This is a genomic window from Glaciecola siphonariae (genome assembly GCF_042652645.1).
Lineage (GTDB): Bacteria > Pseudomonadota > Gammaproteobacteria > Enterobacterales > Alteromonadaceae > Glaciecola > Glaciecola siphonariae.
This window is the reverse complement of record NZ_JBHSGU010000002.1, coordinates 1,740,692-1,758,797: the sequence shown is the minus strand read 5'-3', so window position 1 is coordinate 1,758,797 and position 18,106 is coordinate 1,740,692. Positions and strand designations below refer to the sequence as shown.

15 protein-coding genes are annotated in these 18,106 nt (G+C 46.3%); 11 read left to right on the top strand and 4 right to left on the bottom strand.

The features are described 5' to 3' along the window. The first annotated feature begins 6 nt into the window (after positions 1 to 6). The 8 genes from pstA to prsR all read left to right on the top strand — a co-directional run bounded on the left by pstA (position 7) and on the right by prsR (position 10,139). A complete protein-coding gene (gene pstA / locus ACFO4O_RS09105) occupies positions 7 to 1,527 on the top strand; it encodes a phosphate ABC transporter permease PstA (protein ID WP_382407617.1) in 1,521 nt (506 codons plus the stop codon). A 36-nt stretch (positions 1,528 to 1,563) separates the two neighbouring features. Next, a complete protein-coding gene (pstB, locus tag ACFO4O_RS09100) occupies positions 1,564 to 2,370 on the top strand; it encodes a phosphate ABC transporter ATP-binding protein PstB (RefSeq protein WP_382407615.1) in 807 nt (268 codons plus the stop codon). Positions 2,371 to 2,386: 16 nt separating this feature from the next. Beyond that, on the top strand, positions 2,387 to 3,100 hold the full coding sequence (gene phoU / locus ACFO4O_RS09095; RefSeq protein WP_382408295.1) for a phosphate signaling complex protein PhoU: 714 nt from the start codon (positions 2,387 to 2,389) through the stop codon (positions 3,098 to 3,100). A 134-nt stretch (positions 3,101 to 3,234) separates the two neighbouring features. Then, positions 3,235 to 4,527, top strand: coding sequence for an inorganic phosphate transporter (locus ACFO4O_RS09090; RefSeq protein ID WP_382407613.1), 1,293 nt, complete (start codon positions 3,235 to 3,237; stop codon positions 4,525 to 4,527). Between the two features lie 3 nt (positions 4,528 to 4,530). Further along, complete coding sequence (locus tag ACFO4O_RS09085) at positions 4,531 to 5,442, top strand: hydrogen peroxide-inducible genes activator (RefSeq protein WP_382407611.1); 912 nt, start codon at positions 4,531 to 4,533, stop codon at positions 5,440 to 5,442. A 161-nt stretch (positions 5,443 to 5,603) separates the two neighbouring features. Further along, entirely contained in the window at positions 5,604 to 6,728 is a 1,125-nt protein-coding gene (locus ACFO4O_RS09080; RefSeq protein ID WP_382408293.1) for a beta-ketoacyl-ACP synthase III, read from the top strand. Between the two features lie 6 nt (positions 6,729 to 6,734). After that, the gene (gene prsK, locus ACFO4O_RS09075; protein WP_382407609.1) at positions 6,735 to 8,774 is read left to right on the top strand and encodes an XrtA/PEP-CTERM system histidine kinase PrsK; all 2,040 of its coding nucleotides are present in this window, start codon (positions 6,735 to 6,737) and stop codon (positions 8,772 to 8,774) included. A gap of 6 nt (positions 8,775 to 8,780) precedes the next feature. After that, positions 8,781 to 10,139 carry a PEP-CTERM-box response regulator transcription factor gene (gene prsR, locus ACFO4O_RS09070; protein WP_382407607.1) on the top strand — a complete coding sequence of 453 codons (1,359 nt, stop codon included), beginning with the start codon at positions 8,781 to 8,783 and terminating at the stop codon, positions 10,137 to 10,139. A 151-nt stretch (positions 10,140 to 10,290) separates the two neighbouring features. Here prsR and ACFO4O_RS09065 read toward each other — a convergent pair whose 3' ends face one another. Both ACFO4O_RS09065 and ACFO4O_RS09060 read right to left on the bottom strand, forming a co-directional pair. Then, on the bottom strand, positions 10,291 to 10,593 hold the full coding sequence (locus tag ACFO4O_RS09065) for a hypothetical protein (RefSeq protein WP_382407605.1): 303 nt from the start codon (positions 10,591 to 10,593) through the stop codon (positions 10,291 to 10,293). After that, entirely contained in the window at positions 10,553 to 11,248 is a 696-nt protein-coding gene (locus ACFO4O_RS09060) for an AAA family ATPase (protein WP_382407603.1), read from the bottom strand. The genes ACFO4O_RS09065 and ACFO4O_RS09060 overlap by 41 nt, the downstream gene beginning before the upstream one ends. A 179-nt stretch (positions 11,249 to 11,427) precedes the next feature. Here ACFO4O_RS09060 and ACFO4O_RS09055 point away from each other — a divergent pair, with 179 nt between their 5' ends. Both ACFO4O_RS09055 and ACFO4O_RS09050 read left to right on the top strand, forming a co-directional pair. Then, complete coding sequence (locus tag ACFO4O_RS09055) at positions 11,428 to 12,171, top strand: glutathione peroxidase (RefSeq protein ID WP_382407601.1); 744 nt, start codon at positions 11,428 to 11,430, stop codon at positions 12,169 to 12,171. Next, a complete protein-coding gene (locus tag ACFO4O_RS09050; protein WP_382407599.1) occupies positions 12,146 to 13,318 on the top strand; it encodes an alpha/beta hydrolase in 1,173 nt (390 codons plus the stop codon). The genes ACFO4O_RS09055 and ACFO4O_RS09050 overlap by 26 nt, the downstream gene beginning before the upstream one ends. An 84-nt stretch (positions 13,319 to 13,402) precedes the next feature. On the opposite strand, the gene ACFO4O_RS09045 is transcribed toward ACFO4O_RS09050, so the two are convergent. Both ACFO4O_RS09045 and ACFO4O_RS09040 read right to left on the bottom strand, forming a co-directional pair. Then, positions 13,403 to 15,349 (bottom strand): alpha/beta hydrolase family protein, encoded by a 1,947-nt coding sequence (locus ACFO4O_RS09045; protein ID WP_382407597.1) that lies wholly within the window; start codon positions 15,347 to 15,349, stop codon positions 13,403 to 13,405. Positions 15,350 to 15,573: 224 nt separating this feature from the next. Beyond that, a complete protein-coding gene (locus tag ACFO4O_RS09040) occupies positions 15,574 to 16,749 on the bottom strand; it encodes a dipeptidase (RefSeq protein ID WP_382408291.1) in 1,176 nt (391 codons plus the stop codon). A gap of 406 nt (positions 16,750 to 17,155) precedes the next feature. Here ACFO4O_RS09040 and ACFO4O_RS09035 point away from each other — a divergent pair, with 406 nt between their 5' ends. Then, positions 17,156 to 17,929 (top strand): SapC family protein, encoded by a 774-nt coding sequence (locus tag ACFO4O_RS09035; protein WP_382407595.1) that lies wholly within the window; start codon positions 17,156 to 17,158, stop codon positions 17,927 to 17,929. The last annotated feature ends 177 nt before the right edge of the window (positions 17,930 to 18,106 follow it).

Here is an 18,106-nt window from a genome sequence, read left to right as displayed (position 1 = left end):
CGCAACATGAATTACAAACAGGCTCTCTTTGAGGTCTTTGCATTGCTGTGTGCGTCTATTTTGATCATATTTTTAGTCGCGATGGTCGCTTTTATTACGGTCAAGGGCAGTCAGTATTTTCTTCCTCAAGCGGCCTATAAAGTGACCTTGACTTTCCCCACCGCAGAGCAAGAAGTGTTTTATCAGGCCAGCGGACGAGATGCCGCAGCCCTTCAAGCTGAGTTTGATGAAAGATACAAAGGACAGTTTTTAGCTGAGCCTCAAAGCAGGCCTCAAGTAGACGTGCACTTAGCAGAGCAGGTGTATCAGGTGGTGAGCAAAAGTGGCCGCGTATATTTTGGTGAGTTTTATGGGCTATTGAATGCTAACGAAGCGTTTTTACCTCTCAGTGAGCTCACAAACCTACAAAACACCGTAGACTTGCTGCAAAGTAACCTGACCGAAGTGCAACAGGGGAAGCTACGCGAACTGCATAGGCGGATTGCCACCTTAGACAATACCGACGTGGGCAACGACACACCCGCGCGAAAAACCTTGATGCAAGAGTATATACGCTGGCAAAACCACGCAAACGAACTCGATCGGCAAATTGAGCAGTATCGAATAAGCTTTAAAAAAGCTGATAACACACTTGTTGATATTGGCCTCAACGAACTCGATTTTTTGTATCAGCCCAATCAATTAAGCAGCCTCGAAAAAATTGGATTTACGCTGACTAAAATTTGGCAGTTTGTAAGTGACACTCCCAAACAAGCGTCTACAACCGGTGGCGTATTTCCGGCCATTTTTGGCACCGTGTTGATGGTGATATTAATGGCGGTGGTAGTGGCGCCCTTTGGTATCATCGCCGCGGTGTACTTACACGAATATGCGCCTGAAAACAAAACAACGCAGCTTATCCGCATCGGCATCAGTAATATGGCGGCGGTCCCGTCGGTTGTATACGGGGTGTTTGGTTTGGGCTTCTTTGTTTATACGATGGGCGGCTCCATTGATGAACTGTTTTACCCGCAAGCGCTGCCGTCTCCTACTTTTGGGACACCCGGATTACTATGGGCCAGTTTAACCATGGGTTTACTCACATTGCCGGTGGTCATAGTTTCAGCCGAAGAGGGCCTACAGCGCGTGCCAGAAGGATTGCGCAGCGGCAGTTATGCGCTGGGAGCGACAAAATTTGAGACAATCATGCGGGTGGTTGTGCCAATGGCAAGCCCTGGTATGTTAACTGGCATCATCTTGGCAATTGCACGTGCGGCGGGGGAAGTTGCGCCACTTATATTGGTTGGAGCGGTGAAGTTTGCGCCAAACCTGCCTATTGATGGCGAGTATCCCTTTGTGCACCTAGAGCGCCAGTTTATGCATTTAGGCGTGTTTATTTACGATGGTGCTTTTCACAACCAAACGCAAACTCAGTCGGCTTCACTAATGTTTGCAACTTGTATGTTGCTGCTGATCATCGTATTTTTATTGAATATTTCTGCGATATTAATTCGCCACCGGCTGCGTCATAAATATGAAAGAGCATAATAAGCTCAGTCACACACAAAGTAGTAAGGCCATTACATGCTAAAGTTATTTGAGCGAGACATTCTTTCAGTAGATGAAATATCCGCGGCGCAAACCGGCATTGACGTGCGCGATTTATGCGTACACCTGAACAATAAGCTAGTGCTCAATAATATTAATTTGCGTATTCCAAAAAACAAGATTACCGCAATTATCGGGCAAAGCGGATGCGGAAAAACAACTCTGCTCAATAGTTTCAATCGAATGAATGAACTCAATCGCAATCACCAATGCAGTGGCGAGGTATGGATAGACGATCGCAATATCTACGATCGTCGTGAAAGAGTATCGATGCTTAGAACGCAAATAGGTATGGTGTTCCAACGCCCTAATCCCTTTCCCATGAGTATTTACGAGAACGTTTGTTTTGGGCTTCGAATTCAGGGCGAAACGGCTCGGCGTAAGCTCGATGATAGCGTAGAGCGCGCCTTAAAAAATGCAGCACTGTGGGAAGAGGTCAAAGACCGGCTATATGACTCGGCATTATTACTGTCGGGCGGGCAGCAACAGCGCTTAATGATTGCGAGGGCCTTGGCTTTAGAGCCATCGATTCTGTTGTTAGATGAACCTACCTCGGCGCTCGACCCCCTAACAACCCTCTATATTGAAGAGTTAATAAACGCATTGAAAAAACAGTGCACGCTCGTGATAGTGACGCACAATATGCAGCAGGCTGCGCGTGTTTCTGATTATGCGGCGTTTATGCATCGCGGTGAATTAATTGAATTTTCTGATAGTGATTCTTTGTTTACCATGCCGGCCAAGCAGCAAACCGAAGACTATATCACTGGCCGCTACGGTTAAGGCAACATAGATTATGATGCGAAGACAAATCCAACTTAATACACACATCTCAGCAAAATTTAACCAAGAGCTTGAAGGCTTAAAACACTCTGTGCTCACTATGGGTGGAGTGATAGAACAGCAATTGGTTAACACGCTTGTTGCCTTGAAGGAAAAAGCCCCTAGCCTCGCCGAGCGCGTGGCATTGAATGACAGCAAAGTCGATATAATGGAAACGCAGGTTGAGCAAGAATGTATGCGGATTATTGCCAAACGAAACCCTACCGCTGGCGACTTACGCTTGATCATGACGGTGTCGAAAACGGCCACCGATCTTGAGCGAATGGGCGATGAAATTGCTCGAGTTGCGCGTCTGGTAACCTTAAACAAAATCCCCGACTCAGATTTAGTATTCAGCGGCATGCTAGATATTGGTAACCGAAATGTCACAATGATGCGAGCTACCTTCGATGCCTTTGCAAGACAAGACGATAAGGCCGCTATTCTTGCTCACCAGCTAGATAAAGACATTGACCGGGTATATAAAAAGGTATTGGAACAAACGGCTGCAGAGATCCAGCTAAATCCCAGTGAAATAAATCAATGGATGGATGTCCTTTGGGCTATTCGCGCATTTGAGAGAATAGGCGATCGCTGCAAAAATATTTGTGAGTATGTGATCTACCTTACCTATGGTCGTGATATGAACAGTGCATCAATGAAAAAAACAGTTAAAAAATTACTGAAATAAGAGATACTTAAAGGATTCAGCATCTGAAAATACATTTTATAATGGCTCTGCGGTTGCACCCGTTTTGAAATACAGATATATTTTTGCCAGCATAAAAGCCAACACTGACTTCTACACGATAGGCAAACTCCCCAATGGAAATTTTTGAAAGTTATAGCCTCATACTGGTTGTACTCGCGGCTACTTTTGGTTTTATTATGGCTTGGGGCATTGGTGCAAACGATGTTGCCAACGCAATGGGTACCTCGGTTGGCTCTAAAGCCATTACGCTAAAGCAAGCTATACTGATCGCGATGGTGTTTGAATTTGCTGGCGCCTATCTTGCCGGCGGGGAGGTAACTTCCACCATACGCAAAGGCATCATTGATGCCGGTTACTTCTCAAACGTTCCAGAATTACTCGTATTAGGCATGATAGCGTCGCTGCTAGCAGCCGGTGTGTGGCTGGTGATTGCTTCGTTTTATGGCTGGCCAGTCTCGACGACGCATTCAATTATTGGCGCGATTGTGGGCTTTACGGCGGTTGGCGTTAGCACCGAAGCGGTAGAATGGCTGAAAATTGGCGGCATCGTAGGCAGTTGGGTGGTGACTCCTGCGATATCTGGCTTGGTTGCCGTGCTTATCTTTTTAAGTGCTAAACGCCTTATTTTTGATAAAGAAAACCCTCTTTCACAAGCTATCCGCTATGTTCCTATTTATATGGGAATGGCGGGCTTTATTATGTCTTTGGTTACGATTAAAAAGGGCTTGAAACATGTTGGCTTAGGTCTACCTGCGGCGCAAGGCTATGCCTTGGCGATAGCCATCGGTGTGACTGTTGCCATTATCGGCGCGATCATTATTCGTAAGGTGAACAACCGTAAAAACGGCGAGAAAGCAACCTTCGCCCATCTGTCGGTAGAAGATCAACAGCTTAAAGTAGAGAAAGTGTTTGCCGTCTTGATGGTACTCACAGCTTGCTGCATGGCGTTTGCGCATGGCTCTAATGATGTGGCTAACGCCATTGGTCCTTTGGCGGCGGTGGTAAGTGTGGTATCGAACGATGGCGTTATCTTAGAGAATTCGCCATTAGCATGGTGGATTTTGCCGCTGGGCGGTTTTGGTATTGTTGCCGGCCTTGCGCTTTTTGGTCACCGCGTGATGAAAACCATTGGCTCGGGCATTACGCATTTGACGCCTAGCCGCGGCTTTGCAGCCGAGCTTGCTGCAGCAACTACCGTATTGATTGCATCTGGCACTGGCCTTCCCATTTCTACCACGCAAACCCTTGTTGGGGCCGTTTTAGGTGTGGGAATTGTGCAAGGTGTGGCCGCGCTTAACGGTAAAGTGATACGTAACATTGTAGTGTCTTGGGTGGTTACTTTGCCAGCAGGTGCAGGCTTCTCCATCCTGTTCTTCTTTATCTTAAGGGCGATATTCGGCGTATAGCGCGTGCGATTTCCCAACCTTAAACATCTGTACTATCTCACGGTGCTGCACAAAGAGCAGCACTTTGCTAAAGCTGCGCAAAAGTGCAACGTGAGTCAGTCAACCTTAAGCACTGCTATTCAAAACCTTGAAGAAAACATCGGTCAGCAGTTGCTAGAGCGGGAGCACAAGACATTCGTGTTTACCGACTTTGGTGAGGATTTAGTTGACCGTTCAAAGCAATTACTTGCTCACGCTCAAGATTGGACGAACTTTGCTGAGTCCTCTGGCGACTGGCAGTCGGGAGTGCTTAAGCTAGGCGTGATTCCTACCATCGCGCCATTTATGTTTGAGTCCATTATTACCGCGGTTCATCAACATCTGCCGAAGCTGCATTTGCAGTTAATGGAAGACACCACCGATAATCTTTTAACTAAGCTTAGCGACGGTGAAGTGGATTTGCTCCTACTAGCCCTACCTATGAAGACCCCAGGCTGCAAGCAGCTCTCGCTTGGCAAAGACCCTTTTCACTTAGTTGCCCATGAAAGTCGTAAAAACGAGCTCGCTTCGAGCTTCTCTATTGATAGTCTGCCAAACGACAGCATTTTTTTGTTGCAAAAAGAACACTGCTTGACCGAACACGCGGTAAGTGCGTGCGGTCTTGCACATAAAGCGCAAGTAAGTTCGTTAACCGCCAGTAGCTTGCATACCTTGGTTGCATTAGTTAACAGCAAGATGGGCTTTTCTTTTATGCCTGAAATGGCCCTTGATCAAGGCGTGCTAAGCGGCACGGATGTTGTGGCAATGCCGGCGGAAGACGACGCCTATCGAGAAATAGGTTTAACGTGGCGTGTAGGTACAACGCGCATGCAGCTATTTCGCAAGGTCGCGACCATCATTGCCAAACTGCTTCCGCAACCGAGAGCCGACTTGTAACAAAGCTCAACAGACCCTAGTCTCTTTTGCTTGGATATATGCTTTACACGGCAAAAGCCAGCCCCCAGCATTAAAGCGTATCTGCTAACATAAGTTATTGAAGTATCAGCTATCTCGCTCTAGTATTAGCAAATCTGCGAAACACGCAATCAGGACACATGATGCAAACTAAAGTAATTTTGAGCGGCGTTGGTTTATGGACGCCAAGCCATAGCATTTCTAATGTTGAGCTCATCGATTCGTATAATGCTTATGCTGACTATTATAACGAAACGCATGCAAGCGAAATCGAAGCGGGCACACTCGCTGCCAAACCTCACTCCAGTGCCGATTTTGTAGAGAAGGCGTCAGGCATAAAAAGCCGATATATTTATGCAAAAGAAGGCGTGCTAGACATTCATCGGATGCGCCCTGTTCTTGAGGAACGCGCTGATGATGAACTGTGTCAGCAGGCCGAAATTGCTGTGGAAGCGGCGAAAAAAGCAATGGCTAACGCGGGCAAAGCGGCTGCAGATATCGACGCGGTGATTGTATCTTGTGCTTACACGCAGCGTTCTTATCCGGCGATTGCCATTGAAGTGCAAGAAGCACTCGGAATTGAAGGCTTTGGTTTTGACATGCTAGTGGCGTGCTCAGCTGCCACGTTTGGCATGCATAGAGCTTATGAAATGGTAGCGGCGGGCACAGCGCGCGCGGTGTTAGTCATCAATCCTGAATTAGTATCGCCTCAAATCAACTATACCGACCGAGACAGTCATTTTATATTTGGCGATGTAGCCACGGCAACAATCATTGAGTCTGACAAAACCGCAGCTCCCGGTCATGGATTTGACTTACTAAGCACCAAGGCGGTGACTAAATACTCAAACAACATACGCTCAAACTTTGGGTATGTTACGCACGCCACCGACGCAGACCCTTACGGTCCTGATAAGCTTTTTCATCAGGAGGGCCGCAAAGTGTTTAAAGAAGTCTGCCCAATGGCGGCTGCTCACATAACCGAGCACTTAGCTTCGCACAACCTTGAGCCGAATGATCTTAAACGATGGTGGTTGCACCAAGCGAATATCAATATGAACTCGCTAATAAGTAAAAAGCTCTTGGGCCGAGAGGCAAGCGCAGAAGAGGCACCGATTGTACTAGACACTTATGCAAATACCGCCTCGGCTGGGTCGGTAATCGCATTTGCTTTGCATCATGAAGATTTGCAGAAAGGCGACTACGGATTGCTATGTTCCTTTGGTGCTGGCTACTCAATTGGTAGTTTGCTCGTTCAGAAAAGGTAGCGCCGTTTGTTCTTCAATCTAGGCTATGGCTTAAGCGCAGCGGCATATCTGCTCCTGCTGCTCATGTTGTTTGCTGTGCGTAAGGCTGGCATGGCCAAGTATCTTTTGATTTTTGCTACCCTTACTACGGTATTGTGGTCGGCTGTGCATTTAGGCGTGTTAAATTTAGCGCTCGGGCAAGAAAACCTCCTCAAGTATGATGCAATTCGCCAATGGGTCTGGATGTTGTTTATCGCCGCTTGCTTGCGCAATCAGTTTACTAGCTTCTTTAGTTTCGTTGGCCGACCTGAAACCCTCGCCATTATGCTGCTGCCAAGTGCAGTGCTGCTTACCTCTTTGTTTGTGTGGTTGCCTAGTACCTGGCAATTTAGCCTGCATACGCTATCAGCGCTGCAGGCGCTTGTATTACTTGAAGTGGTGTATCGTCAGGCTGATAAGGAAAAATGGGCATTTAAGCCCTTGGTACTTTATTTAGGCGCCTTAAGTCTTTTCGATTTTGTTACCTATGCCAATGCCACCATGGTCAATCAACTAAGCTGGAATTTTTTTGCGGCTCGTGGCTATATCTACCTCGCACTTATGCCATTTTTAGTACTTGCCATTCGGCGCATACAGCATTGGGGCATTGATATTTTTGTGAGTCGTGAGGTGGTGCTGCACAGCACCCTTTTACTGGTAGCCGGTCTTTATTTGATGGCGATGGCGCTGTTGGGTTACGTCGTTAAATATTTAGGCGGTAGCTGGAGCTTGCCATTGCAGATGGCGCTCGTGGTGGTGTCTTTGGTGCTGCTAATCAGTTTGTTTATGTCGCACCAGTTTCGAAACAGCATCAAAGTGTTCATCACTAAGCATTTTTATGCCAATCAATTTGACTACCGAGCGGAGTGGCTTAACCTCACAAAACGTTTATCGGCGGTCGACCAAACCTCAGATAGCGTATATCAAACAGCACTTGACGCCTACCTCGCCGGCATTGGTTATGCGCAAGGTTGCCTACTCAAGGTTAAAGGCGAGCGCAGTGAGATTGTCGCGCTCACAGAAGGGGAGCTGATTGTTAATACCGAGAGCCTGCTAAAAGACATTGCGCCGGTGCTGAGTTTTTGCCGGCACAAGCATTGGATTATAGACTTTGATGAATTGCGTGCTCAACCTGGCCTATATGAGGATTTAACACAGCGCGAAACGCTTATGCGCAGTTTCCCCTATCAATTAGCCGTACCGATTTACCAGCATGACTCACTTTGGGGGCTGGTATTGATGCGTGCGCTTGAACCGGATAAACGTAGCTTAAATTGGGAACTAAGAGACTATTTAGGTGCGTTAAGCGACCAGATTGCGAATTTTATTTTTCATGGGGAGAGTTCAAAAGCATTGGCCGAAAATGCGCAGTTTGCGGCATTTAATCGTATGTCGGCTTTTGTTGTGCACGACCTGAAAAACGTACTTGCCCAAATCAATCTGATTTTGTCGAACGCCCAACAGCATAAATCAAACCCTGAATTTATTGAGGATACTTTTGAAACCTTAGAATACACCCAAGAACGAATGGATAAGATGCTCAAGCAGCTCACTAACAAAAAAGTTGAAGCCAAGCAGAGCTTGCAGCGCTTAGATATTGTAGCTGCAATTGCCGAGTTGATTGAGCAAAAATGCTGCGCGCAGCTACCGCACCCCCGCTTAAAAAGTCATCAAGCGCTGGAAATTAAAATTGATACCGATAAATTTCTCAATGTCATGTATCATCTTATCAATAACGCACAGCAGGCTACCACAGAGAGTGGGCAGGTAGAGCTTAGCGTTGAGGCTGAAGATAGCGAATGGGCTCAAATTAGGATTAAAGACGATGGTACAGGGATGAGTCAGGCGTTTATTCAGCAGCGCTTGTTCAAACCCTTTGATACCACTAAAGGGAACGCCGGCATGGGTATCGGTGCATACGATGCCAAACAATTCATAGATGAATGTGGCGGCGACATTATGGTAGATAGTGAAGTGGGCAAGGGTACCGAGTTTATTGTTCGTTTGCCGATTAATGGAAAGGATTAAGAGTACGTGGATAAGATATTAGTTGTTGATGATGATTTGGGTATTCAAAAGCAATTGAAATGGGCATTAAGCGGTGTTGACGTCGTGTTTGCCGCCGACCGTCCCTCCGCTATTACCCAATTGAGGCGTTTTGAACCCAGCGTGGTCACCCTTGATTTGGGTCTACCTCCCGACCCAGCGAACGCCTCTGAGGGCTTGTTAGCCCTTAAAGAAATACTCAGTCTTGCGCCCAGTACCAAAGTCATTGTGGTAACCGGAAATGATGACAAAGAGCACGCCTTAAAAGCCATTGCCCTTGGCGCCTACGATTATTACCAAAAGCCTATTGATACCGACACCATTAATTTGATTATCCATCGTGCGATTAACCTTGCGAACCTTGAGCATGAAAATCTCATGTTATCACGCACCAACACGGCGATGGGGCGGATTGTGGGCAATAGCAGCGCGATTCAAGGCGCAAGCCGCAAAGCAGAAAAAATTGCACAAACCGATATCAGCGTATTGCTATTAGGCGAAAGCGGGACCGGCAAAGAAGTGTTTGCACGCAGCATCCATGAGCATAGTGCACGTGCCGACAAGCCTTTTGTTGCTATTAACTGCGCATCCATCCCCGAGAATCTTCTAGAAAGCGAATTGTTTGGTTATGAGAAAGGCGCGTTTACCGGCGCGAATAAAACCACATTGGGTAAGATTGAAACTGCACAGGGCGGCACTTTATTTTTAGATGAGATAGGAGATATGCCGCTTGGTCTGCAGGCCAAAATGCTGCGCTTTTTACAAGAGCGGGTGATTGAACGGGTAGGTGGTCGCAGCGAAATAGCCGTTGATGTGCGCGTGATATGCGCAACCCACCGCGATTTGCAAAGTATGGTGAGCGGCGAAACCTTTCGAGAAGACTTATACTACCGAATTGGCGAAATTAGCATATTGATCCCACCCTTGCGCGACCGTGACGATGATGTGGTGCTGTTAGCAAAAACATTTCTGAATCAGTATCGAGAAGAATACTCAGCCAAAGTTAAAGGTTTCAGTGAGGACGCGTTAAGCGCCATGCTAAGCCATAAATGGCCGGGCAATATAAGAGAGCTCCAAAACAAACTTAAATCTGCAGTGGTGCTCGCTGAGGGCTCGCTCGTGCAGGCAGACGATTTGGGTTTGTTTGTCACGGAAGATGAGACAGAAGAGCGTGTGTTTAACCTCAGAGAGGTGCGCGAAATAGCCGAGAGTAAAGCTATCCGTAACGCGTATCATCAGGCAGAGCAAAATATTTCAAAGGCCGCTGAGCTGCTAGGCGTCACAAGACCCACATTGTACTCGCTGATTGATAAATACCGCTTAGACGACCTAAAAAACCAAGCATAAAAACCAAGCGTAAAAACCAAGTACAAAAACCAACTATAAAAATAAACAAAACGGGGCGATGCCCCGTTTTTGTTTTGCGTATTTTGTTGTGCGTGAGTAGCTTTGTGACGGCTGGTATCGCTATTGACCACTGCCGCGGTGCTCTTCAATGCTATTTTATGGCTTGATTATACAGCCATTGATCGTCGCTATAATACTGGTCATGAATCAAAATACGCAGTAAGCGAGACTTGCAGACACCAGTGCGCTTGCTTATGGTCATCAGTTCGTGATGACTCTGTGCAGTCAGTGAAAACGTCGCGTTTTTTGTCTTACCACCATCTTCAGTAGTGCATGCTTTGCGTTGTATGCCGTAAGCATAAGTGTGAGCGCCTTCGATAAAGCTGTCTATATCGGCGGCGCTCACGCCATCACTACTTAATGGCGTAGACTTTTTGAGGTCTCGTAGGCTCATTTGCTTGCGCTCCTGCTGATACAATTAATTCATTAAAGACTTGACGCAATTCATTAGCCGCCTTGCCATTCGGTTCGCGTTCAATGACCGACAAACCATCTTCTTCGCTGTCGTCGTAAATGTTTCGAGCGTAGGTCACTGCATCTAAGGTATTAATGCCAAACGAGCTACACACTTCTTTTGCTTCAAGAATGCGGTTCGCTTGGTTGGGCAGCGACGGACACTGGGTGATGATAAAGCTAGCATGCATTTTAGGATTGACCATGCGGCATGTGCTTAGCAGGTCTTCCATGTGCACAACGGTTTTTAAATCGCGGCGTTTCGGGCGCAAAGGCAACAGGGCTAAGTCTGCAACCGAAAGCGAAGAACGCAGCGCGAGGTTGTCTTGCCCACCGCAGTCTACGATGACGTAATCGTAATGCTGTTCAAAGCTCATGAGTTCATTGCGGATTTTGCCGTAAAGCTGCACGCAGTTAATGCTTGCTAGCTGTGGCTGGCTGTTACGTTCCTGTATCCAGTCTGACGTGGTGCGCTGTGGGTCGCAATCAACCATCAACAGGGATGCCTTTTGTTCAGCAACTAAATGCACTGCCAAGTTTTGAGCTAAACAGCTTTTTCCGCTGCCGCCTTTCTCTCCGCCTACTAAAATGATCATAATGACTCCTATGGCTCGTTAATCTGCAACACTACTTAAGTGAGCCAAAGTGTTGCTATTCATGCAATAATGACTATATGAGCTAAAGACTAACAAATAATTGCAATCCAACTAGCGTATCTATTCATACCTATTAATATGTATGTATATCTATATTTAACTGAAAGAGTGAGAAAAACATGAGCGAAACTATCGAATTGAAGAGTCAGGAAGGTAAAACTATTCCAAATGTAAGTTGGCCAACTCGCGTTGGTGATGAATGGAAGACCCTGAATAGTAAAGACATATTTGAAAACAAAAAAGTGGTTGTGTTCTCTCTACCCGGCGCGTTTACGCCAACGTGCTCGTCTACGCATCTACCGAGATTTAATCAGCTGGCGGGCGTTTTTAAAAAGATGGGCGTAGATGAAATTTGCTGTGTGTCGGTTAATGATACTTTTGTTATGAATGCGTGGTTGGCCGACCAAGAGGCAGAAAACATTACCGTAGTTCCCGATGGAAACGGCGAGTTTACCGAAGCAATGGGTATGTTAGTTGATAAGCAAGACTTAGGTTTTGGAAAGCGTTCATGGCGTTATTCCATGTTAGTAAACAATGGCGTGATTGAAAAAATGTTCATTGAACCTAATGTGCCTGGCGACCCGTTTGAAGTATCAGATGCTGACACTATGCTTGCGTATTTAGACCCAAGTGCCAAAGCGCCTGAAGAAGTCTCTCTATTTACAAAGCCCGGTTGCCCGTTTTGTGCAAAAGCAAAAGCTTTACTCACTGAAAAGGGCTTTGATTACGAAGAAATTGTATTGGGTAAAGACGCCAGCTTAGCGTCGTTAAAAGCAGTGACCGGTCGCGAGACGGTGCCCCAAGTATTTATTGGCGGTAAGCATATTGGCGGAAGTGATGACTTGGAAGCCTACTTTGCGTAAGCATGCCTACCGACAGGCGCTCTTTACGAGCGCCTTAGCATGCACGTTTCTGCTCTGCACAGGGCAAAGCTTCGCACAGGCGAATGCGGCAACAGAAGCCAGACAGCCTTCAAGGGTGATCACCGATGCGCTTAGCAAAAATGCCGCGGCACTCGCCAAGCAAATGCAAGTAGAGCAAGCCTTTGTCGAGATTTATTCGCCAGAGTTAGGGCCGTTGGTGCCTTGCATGAGTGAAAAACGCAGCACCTTAGCAGCAGATGTAAAAGTATGTTCAGATAAACTACGCAATCAGGGCAATGCGCCATATGCCCTTTTGAGCCCAGATGCAAAAGCTACGGTGGTTCTATTTCATGGTTTGAGTGATTCGCCATTTTTTGTGAGTTCTATCGCCCAACATTTGCATACTCAGGGATACAATGTGATTGCGCCCCTCACGCCAGGTCACGGTAAGCTAAATGCCGACGCTGATATGCAAGATACAAAGCTGCAAGAACGGTGGTATGAACATGCTGATAAAATAATGGCACTGGCAGCGTCTACCCATGAGAAAGTATTTGTTGGTGGATTCTCTACTGGTGGAGCCTTTGCAACGCGCTATACACTGCTAAACCCTGATGAAATTGACGGACTGCTTTTGTTTTCAGGTGCTTTGGAGTTGAGCGCTAGCGCTGAAACGATGTCTAAAATATGGGGCATAAAAACGCTAGCAAAATGGCTTGACGGAGAATACCAAACCGATGGGCCGAACCCTTATAAATATCCAAAGGTGGCAAGCTATTCGGGCTTGGTGTTGATGGACGTGATAAAAGATATACGAGAGATATTAAAAAGCCCTCAACAGGAATTTGAACTCGAAAAACCTATTTTTGTTGCGCATTCTATGGCCGACACTACAACGCTGTTTTCTGGTATAGAAGACTTGTTAAGTCGGGTGAGAGGGGAGCATGCGCAGTTTAAAATCGATGAAGAATTTGATGTTTGTCATGCCGATCTTGTTATTAGTGCGACGCAAGTCATTGAAATGAAATTCGATAAGTCAAAGGTCAACGCATCTGAGCGCTGCGCAGTGCCAAAGGCAAACCCACTGCATGCTAACATGCTGTCTGTATTGAGCTATTTTTTAGAGCAGCACAGTCTAAACCACTAGGGTGAATGGATTAGGGGTGTATTGATATAGTAAGACGGACGCCATGGCGTCCGTCCTAATCTACTTAAACAGCGTTCGGGTTATTTATAGATTGGCGTCTAAGAAACTCAATACCTCTTCAAAATATTCAGTACGATTTTCCACATCAAAAAAGCCATGGGTTTCTGCAGGTTTTACAAACCATTTATAAGGTTTGTTATTCTCTCGCAAGGCTTTTCTAAGCGCTTCTGCGTGCTCAAAGGGCACTCTCCTGTCTTTTTCACCGTGAGCAATTAGGACCGGCGCTTTAATGCTTGCCACTCGATTAACCGGTGAGAATTCTTTGAGCTGCGCTTCGTCCTTTCCAACCGCGCGCTCTAGGTATTTTGTTCCCCACAGCAAATCTTTGATGTCACCTTCAGAATACAATAGCTCCAAATCATATACACCCGCGTTTGCGATAGCGCACTTGAATAAGTCGGGAGCCATGCTTGCCGACATCACCGCAGAGTAGCCGCCAAAGCTTGCGCCCATGATGCAAACCTTGTCTTTTTTCACTTTGCCTTGGGCGATTATGTGCTCGGTTCCCTCAATGATGTCTTTTTGAATGCGATCGCCCCACTGTTTATACCCAGCAGCTTCAAACGCTTCACCGTATCCGCCAGAACCTCTAAAGTTAACCTGCGCAACGGCATACCCATTTGCTGCAAGCATCTGTACTTCTCTGTCAAACTCCCACCAATCTCTTGGGCCATGCGGACCTCCATGGACGAGGGTAACTAGCGGTGCGCTCTCGCCTTCTTTAAGCGTCACAGGATAGGTCACATAGCCATGTATTGTCATACCGTCGCTGGCAGCAAAAGAAAATGGCGTTTTTTCAGATAATATAGCCTGTTCAATATGCGACATATTGCTAAACAGTGGTTGAAGCTTGTTTACTTTTTTGTCGTACAGATAATAGCTACCCGGTGAGATGTCATTTTCTGTGTGAATTAACCAAAGACGTCCATCGTCTGAGCGACTGGTAATGTTGACTACGTAGCCAGGGAAGGTAGCAATCATGCTTTTGTACATGGCCGCCTCTTCAGAGCCGGTATTAAACATCATGTAAGCAGGATAACCATCGTCCACTCTTATTGCGTAAGCACTTGAGCGGTCGCTGCTAAGCACAATGTCGGTAATATCCACAACTGCGTCAGAGTACACCTTGCTGACTTTACCGTTGGCATATTCTTTTGAATAAAGGCCAAGTTTATCGCCGTCTTCACGATCAAGATAGTAGAGCTTAGTTTGCGCATCGTCGGTAATCAAAGGGGTAAAACTATCGCTTTTGCCCTGAATAAACTCTTGCCAGTCGCCGTCAACATAGCGGTAACTTTTTCTATCTTCATTTTTATCAACGCCGGTTGCAAATAACAGCTCGCCTTCTTTTGAAGTAACAAAGCGTGTGTAAGGGATTGGCGCGTAGGTCAACGCTTTGCTCATAACACCGGTAACGATGTTAAGTTTATGTACAGTTGGGATTGCGCCGCGATTTTTACTTGCCGGCGTAGACGATATCAAAATGTGTTTTTCATCGTTCGGAAGTAAGTTAAGCACCTGACCCCAACCGACTACGGATTCCTTTTTACGCATGCGCGAGCCTGTTTGCTGCTCCCCCGCTCTATATCCGTAAATGACTTCACCGCCAGTTCCGTCGTAATCAACCGCAAATAGCTCGCCTCTAAATACCGGTTGGTCTAACCACGGTTCATGGATCACCATTTCAATCACGAGGCGCTCGTTATTCGCCCAATAATAGTCTCCAACAGATATATTACCACCTAAGTTGGCACCGCCAATGGTGTCGAAGGTATTTATATCGAATATTGCTAAACGCCAGCGCTGGTCAACTTGTATGCGAACGCTGAGCTTGGTGCCATCTGGAGACAGCTGGGCATTTGAGTATTGATTTAATTGTGCAAAATCAATTGGGGCTGCTTTGCTCAAAGCAAAGCTGGTGGTGCAGGTAAATAGCATAAGCGCTATTACAGTTTGAATCAGTGTTTTCATCCTTGGTATTCTCTCGTTTGTTATACACAGCGCCGTACACCGAGGTGCGCACGGCAGTACTGAGACCGAAGCACATTAGCAACCTTCCTGTTTTGAAACGCGCTGCATGAAGCAAAGCGAATCGCTAAGTTCGACCTCACATGCAGAATAAACTGTAATACTGCCTGATTCAAGTGCGGCAAGAAGCGCAATTGGCGCAAGCGTTTGTGTCGGTTTACAATGCGTTAGCTGGAAGCCGCCACGCGCTCGACCTCACGCCATACGCGCAATACGTTTTCATTGAGGATTTTTTTAATATCCGCTTCGCTGTATCCCCGCGATAATAAACCCTCAACTAAATTAGGAAAGCTCGATACATCTTTTAGCCCCACAGGCAGTGAGTCACCCACACCGTCGTAGTCTGAACCGATACCGATGTAGTCAATACCGACTAGGTCGCGTACATAGTCGATGTGGTCTAGCACCATGTTTAAATCGGCAAAAGGATAAGGATTTTGTTTTGCATATTTTTGGTTGAATTCTTCAAGCTCAGGGCTGTCCTCGCCGTACTGACTTATCAGTGATTGGCGCTGCTCTGAGAGTTTATCGCGCCAGCTTCTTGCCAATGGACTAACAAAGCCCGAGCCGAAGTTAATCATAATGACGCCGCCGTTTTCAGCTAGCGCCTTGATCATGTCGTCGCTCATGTTGCGTTCAAATCCGGGTGTAAAGCGCCTAAGCGACGAGTGCGACGCGATAACCGGCGCACGACTTATTTCCACTGACTGATAAAAAGCGGCATCTGACACATGCGAGATATCTACAATAATGCCAAGACGATTCATATGCGCGACCATTTCTTTGCCAAAAGGACTGAGTCCCTTCCACTGGCGTCTTAAATCATAAGATGAGTCACTGATATGGTTGGATTGGGAATGTGCTAGCGTAATGTAGCGGATACCTCTTTCATAAAAAGTGTTCAGCGTATCTAAGGAGCCTTGCACAGGTGAGCCGTTTTCCATGCCCATTGGGAGTGATATCAAGCCCTTCTTAAAATTTTCTTCAACATCGGAGACACTATAGGCGAGCGCAAATTTATCGGGTGCTCTGCCAACGATGGCTTCAACAGAATCAATAAGGTCGTGGGCAAGTGCGGTGGATGCCGGCGAATTATCGAGGCTCGCGGGCACGTATATCGACATGAAAGGCGCATCAAGACCGCCGGCAACGGCTCTTGGATAATCAAAATCGCCACCGTCGGTAGCCTTGGTAACGTCTACCCAAGCTTTTTCAACACGATAGGGTACGTCGATGTGTCCGTCTACAATAATGTTTTCTTTAACGAGGCGCTGTGCACGTTGTTCAAGACTTTCCGGCGCTTGCGAGCCAGAGTGCGCGCAGGCACCTAAAAATAGGCTCATACCCAAGCTAATACAAAGCATTTTAGGTTTAGTGGTAGCGGTGTTGGGCGTGTTAGAAGAGATGTTTTGCAAAACGCTCATGGATGTTCCTCATTGTAATCTGCGCCATTAATCCCATATCTGTTGTAGATAGAGTAGATTAGGCCAATGCACGGTAAGTATCTGTTATTTCTCACTATACGCAATCGGCTTTTAATTGTCCTATCAATTTCATCAATAATGGCTGCTTTTGCACGCGCAATCACGGCCGCAAAATAGCCCTTAACGGGTGACATCCGCTGCACTTTGTTTCATAATGCGTGGGTTTTTTCAGCTAGCGTGTGATGGATGACGCTAGTAAATTTAAGCGTCTAGCATGGGCATTGACCTCGCTAGCCATATAAAAATAATCAAGAGAAGTAATTAAATGGCCATTAACTATATACCGCTTGACAAAGACAAGCACAGTGACCTTAAAGTCACGCCAAAGGTGGATTTTGCATACGCCGCTAAAACTCACCTCGCTGCGGCAACAATTAGGGAATTTGCTCAGCTCTCTGGCTCAATGCCATTGGTATTTATTGAAGATCCGAATACAAAGAACGTGCACACGGTCGCGATGCTTGGCTTAGAGCAAGGCAGTAACCTATTTTTTGCTGACGAAAAGTGGCAAGGACCTCACGTTCCATTGAACATACAGCGCTATCCCTTTGATATCCGCCCTGACGGCGAGAAGCTTGGCGTGTTTATTGACGAAAACAGCGATATGCTGTCAAAAGAAGCTGACGGCGGTGAAGCGCTTTTCACTGAAGCCGGTGAGGCCTCTGAGTTTTTGAAAAATCGCCAGCAGTTTTTAGCCGAGCTTGCCAACAGCGAAGTACAAAATCAGCGCTTTATTAAGCAGCTTAAAGAGCTTGATTTACTTGAAGAAATTCAGATTCGAGTAAACTATAAGTCAAGCCAAGTTCGCAATGTAACAGGTATTTTATCAATCAATGAAAAGCGTTTATTAGAGCTTGACGACGATAAAGTATTGGCGATGCACAAAGCGGGTTATTTAGGTGCTGCCTACTCAATGATGCTGTCATTAGGGCAGTTAAACCGGTTGGTTGAGCTTTCAAATAAATCTGAGAACCCAATTCAGTCATTGCAAATTTCTCCGGTCAATCAGCCAGAAGCGCAGGCTCCTGCCTCTGCTTAATCTGCCTAAAAGACTGTTTTAAAAGTAAAAGCTGTTCAGACTTGTCTTGAGCAGCTTTTTTTTGCCCAAAATAAAACTGCTGTATAGGCGTACAGCCCTTATTTTTATTGAGAAAGAAGGTGGATTTAATTGCTTTATTTGCTTGACAGGTGGGGGTAAATCTACCTAAACTGTCAA

Excerpts from the sequence above, each read along its gene's own strand:
- pstA (WP_382407617.1), top strand. The coding sequence starts at position 7 with ATGAATTACAAACAGGCTCTCTTTGAGGTCTTTGCATTGCTGTGTGCG.
- pstB (WP_382407615.1), top strand. The coding sequence starts at position 1,564 with ATGCTAAAGTTATTTGAGCGAGACATTCTTTCAGTAGATGAAATATCC.
- phoU (WP_382408295.1), top strand. The coding sequence starts at position 2,387 with ATGCGAAGACAAATCCAACTTAATACACACATCTCAGCAAAATTTAAC.
- ACFO4O_RS09090 (WP_382407613.1), top strand. The coding sequence starts at position 3,235 with ATGGAAATTTTTGAAAGTTATAGCCTCATACTGGTTGTACTCGCGGCT.
- ACFO4O_RS09080 (WP_382408293.1), top strand. The coding sequence starts at position 5,604 with ATGCAAACTAAAGTAATTTTGAGCGGCGTTGGTTTATGGACGCCAAGC.
- ACFO4O_RS09065 (WP_382407605.1), bottom strand. The coding sequence starts at position 10,593 with ATGAGCCTACGAGACCTCAAAAAGTCTACGCCATTAAGTAGTGATGGC.
- ACFO4O_RS09060 (WP_382407603.1), bottom strand. The coding sequence starts at position 11,248 with ATGATCATTTTAGTAGGCGGAGAGAAAGGCGGCAGCGGAAAAAGCTGT.
- ACFO4O_RS09055 (WP_382407601.1), top strand. The coding sequence starts at position 11,428 with ATGAGCGAAACTATCGAATTGAAGAGTCAGGAAGGTAAAACTATTCCA.
- ACFO4O_RS09050 (WP_382407599.1), top strand. The coding sequence starts at position 12,146 with ATGACTTGGAAGCCTACTTTGCGTAAGCATGCCTACCGACAGGCGCTC.
- ACFO4O_RS09045 (WP_382407597.1), bottom strand. The coding sequence starts at position 15,349 with ATGAAAACACTGATTCAAACTGTAATAGCGCTTATGCTATTTACCTGC.
- ACFO4O_RS09040 (WP_382408291.1), bottom strand. The coding sequence starts at position 16,749 with ATGAGCCTATTTTTAGGTGCCTGCGCGCACTCTGGCTCGCAAGCGCCG.
- ACFO4O_RS09035 (WP_382407595.1), top strand. The coding sequence starts at position 17,156 with ATGGCCATTAACTATATACCGCTTGACAAAGACAAGCACAGTGACCTT.